General features: G+C 59.9%; 13 protein-coding genes. 11 read left to right on the top strand and 2 right to left on the bottom strand.

All coding sequences use genetic code 11. The features are described 5' to 3' along the window. Positions 1-91: 91 nt before the first annotated feature. The gene (locus DA915_RS17865; RefSeq protein WP_162722637.1) at positions 92-694 is read left to right on the top strand and encodes a hypothetical protein; all 603 of its coding nucleotides are present in this window, start codon (positions 92-94) and stop codon (positions 692-694) included. Between the two features lie 217 nt (positions 695-911). After that, positions 912-1,058, top strand: coding sequence for a DUF1127 domain-containing protein (locus DA915_RS17860; RefSeq protein WP_003505647.1), 147 nt, complete (start codon positions 912-914; stop codon positions 1,056-1,058). A 503-nt stretch (positions 1,059-1,561) separates the two neighbouring features. Here DA915_RS17860 and DA915_RS17850 read toward each other — a convergent pair. Continuing rightward, positions 1,562-2,005 carry a response regulator gene (locus DA915_RS17850; protein WP_107676785.1) on the bottom strand — a complete coding sequence of 148 codons (444 nt, stop codon included), beginning with the start codon at positions 2,003-2,005 and terminating at the stop codon, positions 1,562-1,564. Between the two features lie 480 nt (positions 2,006-2,485). Here DA915_RS17850 and ftsZ point away from each other — a divergent pair, with 480 nt between their 5' ends. The 3 genes from ftsZ to DA915_RS17830 all read left to right on the top strand — a co-directional run bounded on the left by ftsZ (position 2,486) and on the right by DA915_RS17830 (position 5,506). Beyond that, on the top strand, positions 2,486-3,448 hold the full coding sequence (ftsZ, locus tag DA915_RS17840; protein ID WP_107676784.1) for a cell division protein FtsZ: 963 nt from the start codon (positions 2,486-2,488) through the stop codon (positions 3,446-3,448). A gap of 284 nt (positions 3,449-3,732) precedes the next feature. Next, the gene (locus tag DA915_RS17835) at positions 3,733-4,431 is read left to right on the top strand and encodes a GntR family transcriptional regulator (RefSeq protein WP_003505651.1); all 699 of its coding nucleotides are present in this window, start codon (positions 3,733-3,735) and stop codon (positions 4,429-4,431) included. A gap of 109 nt (positions 4,432-4,540) precedes the next feature. Continuing rightward, complete coding sequence (locus DA915_RS17830) at positions 4,541-5,506, top strand: dihydrodipicolinate synthase family protein (protein WP_107676783.1); 966 nt, start codon at positions 4,541-4,543, stop codon at positions 5,504-5,506. A 286-nt stretch (positions 5,507-5,792) separates the two neighbouring features. Here the strand turns inward: DA915_RS17830 and DA915_RS17825 are convergent, their stop codons facing one another. Then, on the bottom strand, positions 5,793-6,830 hold the full coding sequence (locus DA915_RS17825) for an Ldh family oxidoreductase (RefSeq protein WP_107676782.1): 1,038 nt from the start codon (positions 6,828-6,830) through the stop codon (positions 5,793-5,795). A 445-nt stretch (positions 6,831-7,275) separates the two neighbouring features. Between DA915_RS17825 and DA915_RS17815 the strand changes: the two genes are divergently transcribed. The 6 genes from DA915_RS17815 to DA915_RS17790 all read left to right on the top strand — a co-directional run bounded on the left by DA915_RS17815 (position 7,276) and on the right by DA915_RS17790 (position 13,164). Further along, positions 7,276-8,082, top strand: coding sequence for a transporter substrate-binding domain-containing protein (locus DA915_RS17815; RefSeq protein WP_087747018.1), 807 nt, complete (start codon positions 7,276-7,278; stop codon positions 8,080-8,082). 72 nt (positions 8,083-8,154) lie between these two features. Then, entirely contained in the window at positions 8,155-8,820 is a 666-nt protein-coding gene (locus DA915_RS17810) for an amino acid ABC transporter permease (RefSeq protein ID WP_080864430.1), read from the top strand. Between the two features lie 12 nt (positions 8,821-8,832). Beyond that, positions 8,833-9,486 carry an amino acid ABC transporter permease gene (locus tag DA915_RS17805; protein WP_003505657.1) on the top strand — a complete coding sequence of 218 codons (654 nt, stop codon included), beginning with the start codon at positions 8,833-8,835 and terminating at the stop codon, positions 9,484-9,486. Next, complete coding sequence (locus tag DA915_RS17800) at positions 9,479-10,201, top strand: amino acid ABC transporter ATP-binding protein (RefSeq protein ID WP_003505658.1); 723 nt, start codon at positions 9,479-9,481, stop codon at positions 10,199-10,201. The genes DA915_RS17805 and DA915_RS17800 overlap by 8 nt, the downstream gene beginning before the upstream one ends. Then, positions 10,201-11,442, top strand: coding sequence for an FAD-binding oxidoreductase (locus tag DA915_RS17795; protein WP_107676781.1), 1,242 nt, complete (start codon positions 10,201-10,203; stop codon positions 11,440-11,442). The genes DA915_RS17800 and DA915_RS17795 overlap by 1 nt, the downstream gene beginning before the upstream one ends. Positions 11,443-11,454: 12 nt before the next feature. Next, positions 11,455-13,164, top strand: coding sequence for an aconitase X (locus tag DA915_RS17790; RefSeq protein WP_107676780.1), 1,710 nt, complete (start codon positions 11,455-11,457; stop codon positions 13,162-13,164). Positions 13,165-13,208: the final 44 nt, after the last annotated feature.

The raw sequence follows: 13,208 nt of genomic DNA, 5'->3' as shown, positions 1-13,208 counted from the left end.
AATTAATTGTGTTCGGTAACGGTATGTTCGCCTTCCCTGAATATGCCTATGAGGACGGCTGGGTAAGCGGGCTTTGTTCAGGAGTAGCAAAATGAATATTGCAGCACGTCTGTCGCTGGTTGGCATGATCGCACTGGCAGCAACACCATCTCTCGCGTCGGAAGATATGACGTCGGAGACCAGCGAAGCGATATTCGGTTTCGGCGGCGCCCTGACGAAAGAAGACATGCTGAAAAGTGCAGCCCTCTTTCCGGTGGAATATGAGCGCAACGCCATTCTGGGCGGCGGCTACCAGTTTTATCCCTACCATATCGGCAATGTGAAACTCGGTGGCGAAATCGGCGTCGCTGCCAGATTTGGCAAGGGCTTTACGGGTGAAGTCTGGGTGGGTCCGGTTGCGCGTTACGAGCAGATCAGGCTCGGAGAGCGGCTGTTCATCACGCCAAGCTTTACCGCCGGCCTCAGCCTTGTCACAGATGCGCAGCGGGGCCGCGAGCGCGAACAGGAAATCAAGGACGACGGCAATGCCAATGTCCTGTTTTATCTGGGGCCGGAAATCAACGTGTCCTTCAGCGAGGATTCCTCGACGGAATTCTTCTGGCGTCTTCACCACCGTTCCGGCGGTGGCAAAACATTGGGCAATATGAAAGGCGCCACAAACGCCAACGTATTCGGCGTCCGCTACAAGTTCTGAGCGGCAGGGACGGTCCCAAGCCCGGTGAACTGTCTGAATTTCAGTCACGTTTCTTTTTCGCCGCAAACCGTCATGGGGAACCCGTGCATGTAGTGCATGGGTGGATTGCCTTATTCTGCCTGTTAATGCGTCATCGAAAAGCGCATATAGAGGACATCAAAGGACGCCGGGACGAAAACGTTACTGACGTCACCTAAACCTCAGAAAGGGTAATGTCATGAACGTAGCACGCAGCTTCAACAATTGGCGCAAATATCGTCAGACCATCAACGAACTCGGCCGTATGAGCAGCCGTGAACTGCACGATCTCGGTATCGATCGCAGCCAGATCACCAGCGTCGCCCGCGCCGCCGTCGGTAAGTAATCATAACGATATTGCCGCTATTGAATGCCCAAACGCCCGCTTTGCGGGCGTTTTTGTTTTGGAGGCCTCTCCTCCGTCATCCTCGGGCTTGACCCGAGGATCCATTGCTTTCCACGGGTCAGGATCCTCGGGTCAAGCCCGAGGATGACGTTGAGTATGTGCAAAGCGATGTCATTCCACGCCTGAGGACGACTGAAGCGAACCAATCGCCAGGAATTTTCGACGATGAATATTGCCATGCACAAAACGCATATCTGCGCTGCAACCTTGTGCCTGTCAAACGCGCAGAAAAATGGTATCTTCAAATCATCGAAACGGATGTACCTCCTCCCACATCCTTTCGGTAATGCGGGCGATCCTACTCCTCCTCCCAAAGGATTGCCCCGGGGACAGCGGTTTTCCTCCTCCCATATCGCTGTTCATCTTTTCAAAAAGCCTGCCGCACCTCCTCCCGCGGCAGGCTTTTTTGTTTTCGGAAACTTCCCTTTATTTCCAGGATTATCTCAGTCGAAAGCCATCATGCCGATGGGCGTTACGGCATGGGTGCCTGCGCGTCTGGCAAGGGCATAAGCAAGGCACTGCTCCACGGCATCCTGCGGCACGGGCTTGGCGATCACGCCGGCGCCTATGCCGAGATTGACGACGACTTCGGGGTTCGCCGTCATGAAGATCACCACCACGCCATGGTCTTCGGAAAGCCGCCGCCCGATCTCCGGGCCGGTCTGTCCGTCGGCAAGATTGACGTCGACGAAGGCGATATCGGCGCGGCTGCCAAGCGCCACGGCCTCTTCCAGCTGGTTGGCGATGCCGATGACATCAGCCTCTTCTTCCGCCTGCAAAATGGAATCCTCTATATCCATGGCGATGAGGAATTCGTCTTCCACGATCAGCACACGCGGCTGTTCCGTGCGGAAACCCGGTTCGTTCTGCAAGACGTCTGCCAACATATGCCTGTCTCCATTCTGTGTGCTTCAGAGCATCGGACCGAACAGTGCATCGCGGTTTTCGGGCCTTCGATGCGTCAACTATGCCTGGAGCGGGAAGGGCCGGTTCCGTTTTATCTCCCGCCGCTCCAGCGCGGTCGGCAAGCAAACACTTGTCGGCGTAACTCGTTCCAAAGTGAGATAAACATAGTGAATGGAGTGTAAACGGCGCGCCTTTTCGGCTATCACCTCTAGGAAGCGAAGCAGTTGATTCGGTTCGGTTTTCATCCGGGGAAGGGGTCGGAGAACGTCGCCGTGGAGCATCTTTCGCCCCCTGGAACGCCGGTCTTTCGCCATTATGGGGCGATAGGCCTGCATGAAAATTCAAAGCGTTACAGCCTCTTTCCCGCTCGGGGAGGAAGCGCTGGGACCTTGCCGATCATTCGCGTGCCGCGGTCAAAAAAACGGCGCGGGACCCTATGAGTTTAGAAAGAGAATAAGACGATGACCCAGTCTCCGCGCGCCACCATTGCCCGCAACACGCCCAATATCGCCGTCGTCGGCGTCGGTGGCGGTGGCGGCAATGCGATCAACAACATGATTGCGGAGGGCATTAGCGGGGTGGATTTCATCGCCGCCAATACGGATGCTCAGGCGCTGAAGAAAACCGATGCGCCGCGTCTCGTGCAGCTCAGCTCCGAACTGACCGGCGGGCTTGGAGCGGGCGCTGATCCGGAGGTCGGCCGGCAGGCGGCGATCGATTCCCTCGACGAGATCATGGATCACCTGAGCGGTTACGACATGTGTTTCATCACCGCGGGCATGGGCGGCGGCACCGGCACGGGTGCTGCCCCCGTCATCGCCGAAGCCTGCCGGGCGAAAAATATCCTGACCGTCGGTGTCGTCACGCTTCCTTTCAGCTTCGAGGGCGCGCGCCGCATGCGCGCTGCTGAATATGGCTTTGCCAACCTGCTCAACACGGCCGATACCGTCATCGTCATTCCCAACCAGAACCTGCTGCGCATTGCCGATGCCGGCACCACCTTCGAGAATGCGCTGAAGACGGCCGACAAGGTCCTGTCGCTTGGCGTGCGCTGCATCACCGATCTCATCCTGCGCGAAGGCCTCGTCAATCTCGATTTCGCCGACGTGCGCTATGTCATGAAGAATGGCGGCCGGGCGCTGATGGGCACGGCGCAGGCCAAGGGTCCGAAACGCGCCTCGGAAGCGGCGGCCGCAGCCATCGCGAATCCGCTGCTCGGCGAACCCTCGCTGAAGGAGGCGCGTGGCGCGCTGGTATCCATCTCGGGCGGCAACGATCTGACGCTTTATGAAATCGACGAGGCGATGACGCTGGTGCGCGAAGCTGTGAGCGAAGAGACCGACGTGGTCATGGGCGCTTCCTTCGACCCCACGCTTGATGGTGCCTTCAAGATTTCCGTCGTGGCCACCGGCCTGCGCAACTAACGTCTTGTTTGAGGGGCGGCATTGCTGGGCGTTTCTTCTCCCCGCCGGGGAGAAGGGACAAGCCGCGTATTCTTGGCTCCCTAGAGAAATCGTCTTTCCTTAAGCGGGGTAATAACGCCCACGCCACAAACCGAACGATTAAAAGCCGTCGCGGGCAATTTTCGCGACGGCTTTTTGTTGTTTTTGAACAATTATTCCGCCATTCGAAGAGGCGACGGCGCTGCGCGGCGTTGATTGCGAAAAAATATAATAGTACTCTTTATGTCGACAAGAGGGATTTGATGATGACGGATATAATTGCTTCTGCCGAGCGCAAGCGCGGCTCCGGCGTGAAGATGGTCTATGATCTGCTGCGCGACGAGATTCTCGATCTGGTTCTGCCGCCGGGCAGTCCCATCGACGAGGTGCAGCTTGCCGAGCGGTTCAAGATGTCACGCACGCCCATCCGCGAGGCACTGGTGCGGCTTTCGGGCGAGGGGCTGATCGATACGCTGCCGAACCGCTCCACCATGGTGTCGAATATCGATTTCCTCAACATGCATACCTATTTCGATGCGCTTGTGTTGATGTACCGGGTAACGACCCAGCTTGCCGCGCAATATCACCGTCCGGAAGATCTGGCCGGAATCCGCGCCCACAACGCGGAATTCGCCATTGCGGTCGAGGAGCAGGATGCGCTGGCGATGATTTCCACCAATGCCGCCCTTCACCTTTCCATCGCCGAAGCCGGGCGCAACCCCTATTTCACCAGCCTGTTCAAGCGGCTTTTGGATGAGGGACGGCGCATCCTCAGGCTTTATTACCAGTCCTATGATGATCGTCTGCCCAAGCGCTTCGTTGACGATCATGAAGAAATGATTGCGGCGATTGCCGCTCGCGATATCGCTCTTTCCGAAAGGCTGGCGCGGGAGCATGCCGAACAGATCGTGCGGCAGGTGCAGAAACTGCTGGTGCGAAACGAGCGGCTGGAAATAAATCTGTAGCTTGTCGATTTCTTGTCGACAAATAAAATACAAGATAGTAATGTCCTTGTCGAAAGGGTGGCGCGGACGTGCGTCCATTCCCGAAAAACATGTCCCTTAGGAGCTAGTAATGACGGCCAGCATTTTTTCCGGCGTGATTCCCGCCTTGATGACCCCCTGCAAGGATGATCGCACCCCTGATTTCGATGCGCTTGTTCGCAAGGGCAAGGAACTGATCGCCGATGGCATGTCGGCCGTGGTTTATTGCGGTTCCATGGGCGACTGGCCGCTCCTGACGGATGAGCAGCGCATGGAAGGCGTGGAGCGCCTGGTGAAGGCTGGCATTCCGGTCATCGTCGGCACCGGCGCGGTCAACACGGCGTCTGCCGTTGCCCATGCTGCCCACGCCCAGAAGGTTGGCGCCAAGGGTCTGATGGTTATTCCGCGCGTCCTGTCGCGCGGTTCGGTCATCTCTGCCCAGAAGGCGCATTTCAAGGCCATCCTCGCGGCGGCTCCTGAAATCCCGGCCGTCATCTACAACAGCCCCTATTATGGCTTCGCCACCCGCGCCGATCTCTTCTTCGCGCTGCGCGCCGAGCACAAGAACCTCGTCGGCTTCAAGGAATTCGGCGGCCCGGCGGATATGCGTTACGCTGCTGAAAACATCACCAGCCGTGATGACGACGTCACTCTTATGATCGGTGTCGATACCGCCGTTTTCCACGGCTTCGTCAATTGCGGCGCAACCGGCGCCATCACCGGCATCGCCAACGTGCTGCCGAAGGAAGTCATTCACCTCTGCAAGCTGTCGCAGGCCGCCGCCAAGGGTGATGCGGATGCCCGCGCCCGCGCGCTGGAACTGGAACAGGCACTCGCCGTTCTCTCGTCCTTCGATGAAGGCCCGGATCTGGTTCTCTATTTCAAGCACATGATGGTGCTGAAGGGCGACAAGGAATACACGCTGCATTTCAACGAGACCGACGCCCTGACGGATAGTCAGCGCGGTTATGTCGAAGCGCAGTTCAAGCTGTTCAACAGCTGGTACGCCGACTGGAGCAAGCTTCCGGGTGCGGTGCAGGCCTGCAAGGCTGCCTAAGCAGCCGTTGACGTGAAAACAAAAGGCCCGCAAATGCGGGCCTTTTTGCATGTCATGAGGTTTGATGTCTCTCCTCCGTCATGCCGGACTTGATCCGGCATCCAGCCGCGGCGCGTTTGCGCCGAGAGGAATGAGTCTTTCGCGATCAAAGACTTGATCGCACTGGACCCCGGATCAGGTCCGGGGTGACGGGGCAGGGGATGCTGTGCAGTCGCAAAAGACGCTGAGTGACTTTGTCATTGCGAGAAGGCCCGCGTTCACGAGCCTTCTTGTTCCCGCTTTGCGGTCAGGAGACCGCGTCCAGTCCCTTCTCCAGCAGCCGGTCGAGGCTGCCCATTTCAGCAGCGGTCAGCGTAATACCTTCATTTTCCGATTTGGCGCGGGCGGCAAAACGGCGGCCGGAGGGCAGGCGGGCGCCCTGGCCGATGATGGCGTCGAACAGCACCTCCGCGCGCTGGAAGGGGTCTCCCGGCCGCCCCTTGGCAAAGGCCTCTGGGGAAAAGGCGACGATCAGTTCCCCATGGAAGGGCGCAAGCGTGGTGGTGCCGAGATAGTCCAGCACTTCGGGACTGGTGAGGTCGCCGATCATGATGCCGGCGAGAAGCTCGATCATGGTGCCGATGGCAGAACCCTTGTGGCCGCCAAAGGGCAGCATGGCGCCGGCAAGGGCCGCCTCCGGGTCCGTCGTCGGATTGCCGTCTGCATCGACCGCCCAGCCTTCGGGTAAAGGTTTTCCCGCGCGCCGGTGCAGTTCTATCTCGCCGCGGGCGGCAACGGATGTCGCGAAATCAAAGACGTAAGGCGAGGTGTCCTTGCGCGGCCAGCCGAAAGCGAAGGGGTTGGTGCCAAGCAGCGGTTTGGTTCCTCCCGTCGGCGCGACGGTGGAATAGCTCGGGCACATCACCAGTCCGGCCAGCCCGTTCGAGGTCAGTCCCTCCACCTCGGGCCAGAGCGCCGAAAAATGGGTGCAGTCATTGATGACGAGTGCGGCGACGCCCAAACGTTTCGCGCGTTCCACCAGAACCGGCAGGCCAAGCTCGAAGGCAGGATTGGCGAAGCCGCCATTGGCATTGACCTTCACGATCGCCGTACCGTCCTCCTCGGCCACATCAGGTGTGGCATCGGGCTTCACCTTGCCGGCCTTGACGGTGCGCAATGCGCCTTCAATGCGGTAAATGCCATGGGACTTGCAGGCGTCGCGCTCACCGGCGGTGATGACGCGCGCCAGCGCTCCCGACTGCACGGCATTTAAGCCAGCCCGGCGGAAAATCGCCTCCACCCGTTGAAATAGTTCGTCGATGGTCAAGGTGGTGGTGTCGCTCATCATAATCCTCCGATATTGGCTCGCACATTTTGAATACATAAAGTATACAAAGGTGGGGGTAATGCAACTTGTCTTTTCGGTGCGGTTGTGTCGGAGCGGAATTCCACTTTATCGGACGTAAAGATTCCTTAGGTCTTCATTTCTGTGCTTGTCACAGGAATCGAGCCGACGCGCATCTGCGCGTTGGAAAGACTCTATTCAGCCCAAAGACTTGGGCTGGCTGGATCCCTGTGACAAGCACAGGGATGAGGGGCCTTTGATGTTTCCGCTCACCTTGTCGGCTCCTCGCGCCAGCTTTCAAAACTAATCCACTGAACCTCATCAGTTCGCACATGCACAAAATTCTTTTTGTATACTCGTTGTATTTTTATGTTGATTTATCGCTTTCTAGGGGAAATAGTGACCGCGCCTTCAAGGGCAGACCAATTCTGGGAGCAAATCAAGAATGAAAAAATCGGTCATTTTCGCCGGCCTGCTGGCCGCCACTTCCGCTATCACCCCGGCCAAGGCCGACAAGCTTGACGACATTATTTCGTCCGGCACGCTGCGTTGCGCCGTTGTGCTCGACTTCCCGCCGATGGGCGCGCGTGATGACGCCAACAATCCTGTTGGTTTCGACGTCGATTATTGCAACGATCTCGCCAAGGCGCTCGGCGTCACGGCTGAAATTGTCGAAACGCCGTTCCCCGAGCGTATTCCGGCGCTGATGTCCGGCCGCGTCGATGTCGGCGTTGCGTCCACCTCCGATACGCTGGAGCGTGCCAAGACAGTCGGCATGACCGTGCCTTACTTCGCCTTCGAAATGGCCGTTACCGCCAACGACAAGTCGGGCATCAAGTCTTTCGAAGACATGAAGGGCAAGACCGTTGGCGCAACCGCCGGCACCTTCGAAGCCATCGCGCTCGAAAAGTCGGTCAAGGAGTGGGGCGTCGGTGAATTCCGCCCGTACCAGACGCAGGCAGACGTGTTCCTCGCACTCAGCCAGGGCCAGATCGACGCCACCGTTTCCACCTCGACGGTTGCCCAGTCCAACGTGAAGGGCGGCAAGTTCGCCGGCATCTCCGTGGTCGGCAAGGCGCCTTACGACATCGACTATGTCGCGCTCTTCACCAACCGCGATGAATACGGCCTCATCAACTACCTGAACCTCTTCATCAACCAGCAGGTTCGCACCGGCCGTTACGCCGAACTCTACGAAAAATGGGTTGGCGGCGAAGTTCCCTCGCTCACCGTCAACGGCGTTTATCGCTGATCAGGACTTTTCGTAAACGGCGCGGTCGAAATGATCGCGCCGTTGATCGTTTCTGAAAAGGCGGGACACTTAATGTTCAACTATACATTCCACTGGAATCAGGCGCTGAAGGCTCTGCCGCAGCTTCTGGACGGTGCGGTGGTGACGCTGCAGATCGCCATTCTGTCGATGGTGATCGGTCTGACCTTCGCCATCGCGCTGACGCTGTTCCGGCTCTCCGGCAACCGTATCCTTGGCGCTTTCGCCTCCGTCTGGGTGGAAGTCGCCCGCAACACGCCGGCGCTGTTCCAGATTTACATGGCCCATTTCGGCCTTGGCAATTTCGGCATTCATCTGAGCCCCTATACGGCGCTTCTGGTCGGTATCGCCTTCAACAATGCCGGTTATCTCGCGGAGAATTTCCGTGGCGCGCTGAAAGCCATTCCCGATACGCAGACCCGTTCCGGCCGTTCGCTCGGCATGACGTCGATGCAGACCTTCCGTCTGATCATCATGCCGCAGATGCTGCGCGTCGCGTTTCTGCCTGCCACCAACCAGATGGTCTGGGCAATCCTCATGACCTCGCTCGGTGTCACCGTCGGCATGAATACGGATCTCGCCGGTGTTACGCAGGCCTTGAACGCCCGCTCGTTCCGCACCTTCGAATTCTTCGCGCTTGCCGCGGTCATCTATTACGTGATCGCCAAGATCGTCACGCTTGCTGCCCGATTGCTGGCTGCGCGTCTGTTCCGTTATTGAGAGAGGTGAGCCATGTTTGAAACCGCTCTCACCTGGAGTGATCTCGCCTTCCTGGCCAAGGGTGCCGGCATGACGCTTGCCGTCACCGCCGTCGCCGTCACGGCAGGCACCATCATGGGGATCATCTTCGGCATCATCCGTTTCCAGTTCGGCCCCTATTGGTCGCTGCCGCTGACCTTCATTCTGGATATTTTCCGCTCCGTGCCGCTGCTGATCCAGCTGGTGCTCGGCAATGCCTTCCAGTCGATCGCCAAGCTCGGCTGGCCGCCATTCACCACCTCCTGCGTGGTGCTGTCGCTTTATACGGCGGCTTATTGCACAGAGATCGTGCGCGGCGGCATCGGTGCGGTGCCGTCGAATACGCGGCGCGCCTGCCGGTCGCTCGGCATGACGTGGTCGCAGGACATGCGCTACATCGTGCTGCCGCTTGCCACCCGCGTGTCGCTGCCCTCCTGGATCGGCCTGACGCTCGGCGTCATGAAGGATTCGGCACTGGTGCTGTGGCTCGGCCTCATCGAGCTTCTGCGCGCCTCGCAGATTCTCGTCACCCGCCTGCAGGAACCGCTGACCATCCTGATGATCTGCGGCGCCATCTACTTCCTTATCAGCTTCCCCATCGCCCGTTTCGGCGGGTATCTCGAAAGACGGTGGTCCCCCAATGATTGAGATCGAAAACGTCCGCAAATCCTTCGGCCCGCTGGAGGTTCTGAAAGGGATCAACCTTACCGTCAACAAGGGCGAGGTCGTCACCATCATCGGCGGCTCCGGTTCCGGCAAGTCGACGCTGCTCACCTGCATCAACGGCCTCGAGCCGATCGACAGCGGCAAGATCGTCATCGACGGCACCGAGGTGCATGCCAAGTCGACCGACCTCAACAAGCTGCGCCGCAAGGTTGGCATCGTCTTCCAGCAATGGAACGCCTTTCCGCATCTGACGGTGCTTGAAAACGTCATGCTGGCGCCACGCAAGGTGCTCGGTATTTCCAAGGAGAAGGCTGAGGAAATCGCCGTCAAGCAATTGACCCATGTCGGCCTTGCCGAAAAGCTGAAGGTCTATCCGAACCGCATGTCCGGCGGCCAGCAGCAGCGTATGGCGATTGCCCGCGCGCTTGCCATGTCTCCGGAATATATGCTGTTCGACGAGGTCACCTCTGCGCTCGACCCGATGCTGGTGGGCGAGGTGCTCGATACGCTGAAGATGCTGGCGGATGAAGGCATGACGATGATCTGCGTCACCCACGAAATGGCCTTCGCCCGCGATGTCTCGAACCGCGTCGCCTTCTTCCATCAGGGCGTGATGGCGGAAATCGGCACACCGGACCAGCTGTTCGGCGCACCGCAGCATGCTGAAACCCAGAAGTTCCTGGCGAGCGTGCGGTAATGCCTGCACATGATGTCATCGTCATCGGGGCCGGCGTCGTCGGCCTCTCGGCGGCAATCGCGGCGCAGGGCCGCGGTCTTTCGGTCACGGTCATCGACCGTGAGGGACCAGCAGCGGGCGCTTCAGCCGGCAATGCCGGCGCCTTTGCCTTCACCGATATCCTGCCGCTCGCATCGCCCGGCATTCTCTGGAAAGCGCCGAAATGGCTGCTCGATCCGCTCGGTCCGCTCAGCGTGCCGCCTTCCTATGCGCTGAAGATCGCGCCGTGGATGTTCCGGTTCTGGCGGGCCTGTGCGGCATCGAAGGTGGAACATTCCACCGCCGCCCAGACGGCGCTGATGGATCTGTCGAAGGTCGAGCTGGAGCCGTTCCTGAAAAAGACCGAGACAACAGCCATGCTGCGCAAGGAGGGCAACCTCCAGGTCTATGAAAGCGACGCGGAGTTCGAAAGTTCGCTTCCCGGCTGGAAGGCGCGCGAGCGCCACGGCATCGAGTTCCGGCATCTCAATGCCGAACAGATGGCGGAGATACAGCCCGGCATCGCGCCGCGTTTCACTTGCGGCACGTTCACGCCGGGATGGTACTCCATCGCCGACCCGAAGCTCTACACGCTGGCGCTGGCAGAACACTTCCGCGCCATAGGCGGGCGCATCGAACGCCTCGATATCGCGTCGCTCAGGCCGCTTGAAGATGGTGTCGAGGTGGTGAGCCATGACGGTCGTACCCGCAAGGCCGCCAAAGTGGTGCTGGCGGCGGGCGCCTTTTCGCATCGCATCGCCCGTTCACTCGGGGAAAAAATTCCGCTGGAAACGGAACGGGGGTATAATACCACATTGCCGTCCGGGGCTTTCGATCTGCGCACGCAGGTGACCTTCGGCGGCCATGGTTTCGTCGTCACGCGGCTTTCTTCCGGCATCCGCGTTGGCGGTGCGGTCGAGCTGGGCGGGCTTGAGCTTCCGGCCAATTTCGCCCGTTCCGAGGCGCTTCTGGCCAAGGCGAAAGCATTCCTGCCGGGCCTGAAAACCGAGGGCGGCAAGCAGTGGATGGGCTTTCGCCCGTCGCTGCCGGACAGCCTGCCGGCCATTGGCGAAGCACGGCACACGGCGCGGGTGGTTTATGCTTTCGGCCACGGGCATCTGGGGCTGACGCAATCGGCGGGCACGGCCCGCATCGTCGCCGATCTTCTGACGGGGCAAAAACCCGCCATCGATACAAGGGCATTTTCGCCGCAACGTTTCTGACGGAGATTTCCAATGTCTTCTGCCGTTTCGACAACAGCCGTTCCTGAAGCCCGCAGCATTCTGGCCGGTGCGGCCGAAGGCCCCGTGATCGCCACGACAGAAGCGTTGAGTTTCTGGGGTGGTGTCGATCCCGCCACCGGCAGGGTGATCGATGTGCATCACCCGCTGCACGGCATCTGTCTCACCGGCGGCGTGCTGTTCATGCCGACCAGCCGCGGCTCGTGCACGGGGTCGGGCGTGTTGCTCGATCTCATCCTCACCGGCCGCGCGCCGTCCGCACTGGTTTTCTGCGAGGCGGAAGATGTGCTGACGCTGGGCGCACTTGTGGCGGCGGAAATGTTCGACCGGGCGCTGCCGGTCATCCGCCTCGACGCCGAAAATTTCGCCCGCTTTTCCCGGGCCGCCCATGTCCGCATTGATGGAAACATCATCGAGGCCGATGGCCTGTCGCTTGCCATCGCGCCGCCGGCGATTGCCCATCTCGACCTCGAGGATGAAGACCGGGCGATGCTCGAGGGTCGGGATGGCATTGCCGTGCGTCAGGCCATGCGCATCATCGTCGCCATGGCGGCCCAGCAGGGGGCGTCTGCGCTTATCGATATCACGCAGGGTCACATTGACGGCTGCATCTATGCCAGCCCCGCCAATCTCACCTTCGCGGAAAAGATGGCTGATATGGGCGGCAGGGTGCGGGTGCCGACGACCATGAACGCCATTTCGGTGGACAAGGCGCACTGGCGGGCGCAGGGCGTGCCTGATTATTTCGGCGATCCGGCCGCGAGACTGGCGGATGCATATGTGCGCATGGGCTGTCGGCCCACTTTCACCTGTTCGCCTTACCTGCTCGACAGCGCGCCGAGTGCCGGCGAATCGATCGCCTGGGCGGAATCGAACGCGGTGATCTTCGCCAATACGGTGCTCGGCGCGCGCACTGCCAAACATCCTGACTTTCTCGATCTCTGCATTGCACTAACGGGCAGGGCGCCATTGTCAGGCGTTTATCTCGAAGAAAACCGTCGTCCGCAGCGGATTGTCGACGTGGCTTTGCTTGAGGGCATCAACGACGCCTTCTGGCCGCTCGTCGGTTATCTCGCCGGTAAGGCAGCGCCGGATTGTATTCCGCTGCTGCGCGGTCTCGGCTCTGTAAAGCCGTCTCGGGATGATTTGAAGGCGCTCTGCGCTGCTTTTGGCACCACCTCCGCAGCACCCATGCTGCATATCGAGGGTGTAACGCCGGAAGCCGGGTTGACCCCGATTGACACGGCTGAAACCGTCACCATCTCGCTTGCCGATATGGCCGCCGGCTGGTCGCTTCTCAACGAAGGACCGGAAGAGGTGCAGCTTGTCGCCATCGGCAGTCCGCATGCCTCGCTGGAGGAGTGCCACGCGCTTGCGGCTGAATTTGCCGGCCGCAGGCGCCATGCGGATGTCGCCGTCATCGTCACTGCCGGTCAGCAGGTCATCGATGCGGCCGGGCAGGACGGCACGCTGCAAAGCCTGCATGGCAGCGGCGTGCAGGTGCTGCCTGATCTCTGCTGGTGCTCGATTTCCGAGCCGGTCTTCCCAACGAAGACCCGCGCCCTGATGACCAATTCCGGCAAATACGCCCATTACGGGCCCGGCCTCAGCGGCCGCGCGGTGCGCTTCGGCAGCCTTGCCGATTGCGTTGAAAGCGCGCTGACCGGCCGAGCTGATTCCCGTCTTCCCGCCTGGCTTTCCTAGAGCGCGTTCAGACGCGCTCTCGATCTTTCGTTTTCCGCATTTTC

The organism is Agrobacterium sp. LAD9 (assembly GCF_003031125.1).
GTDB lineage: Bacteria > Pseudomonadota > Alphaproteobacteria > Rhizobiales > Rhizobiaceae > Agrobacterium > Agrobacterium radiobacter.
Note: the sequence above shows the minus strand (reverse complement) of the source record. Positions and strands in the feature narration are given on the sequence as shown.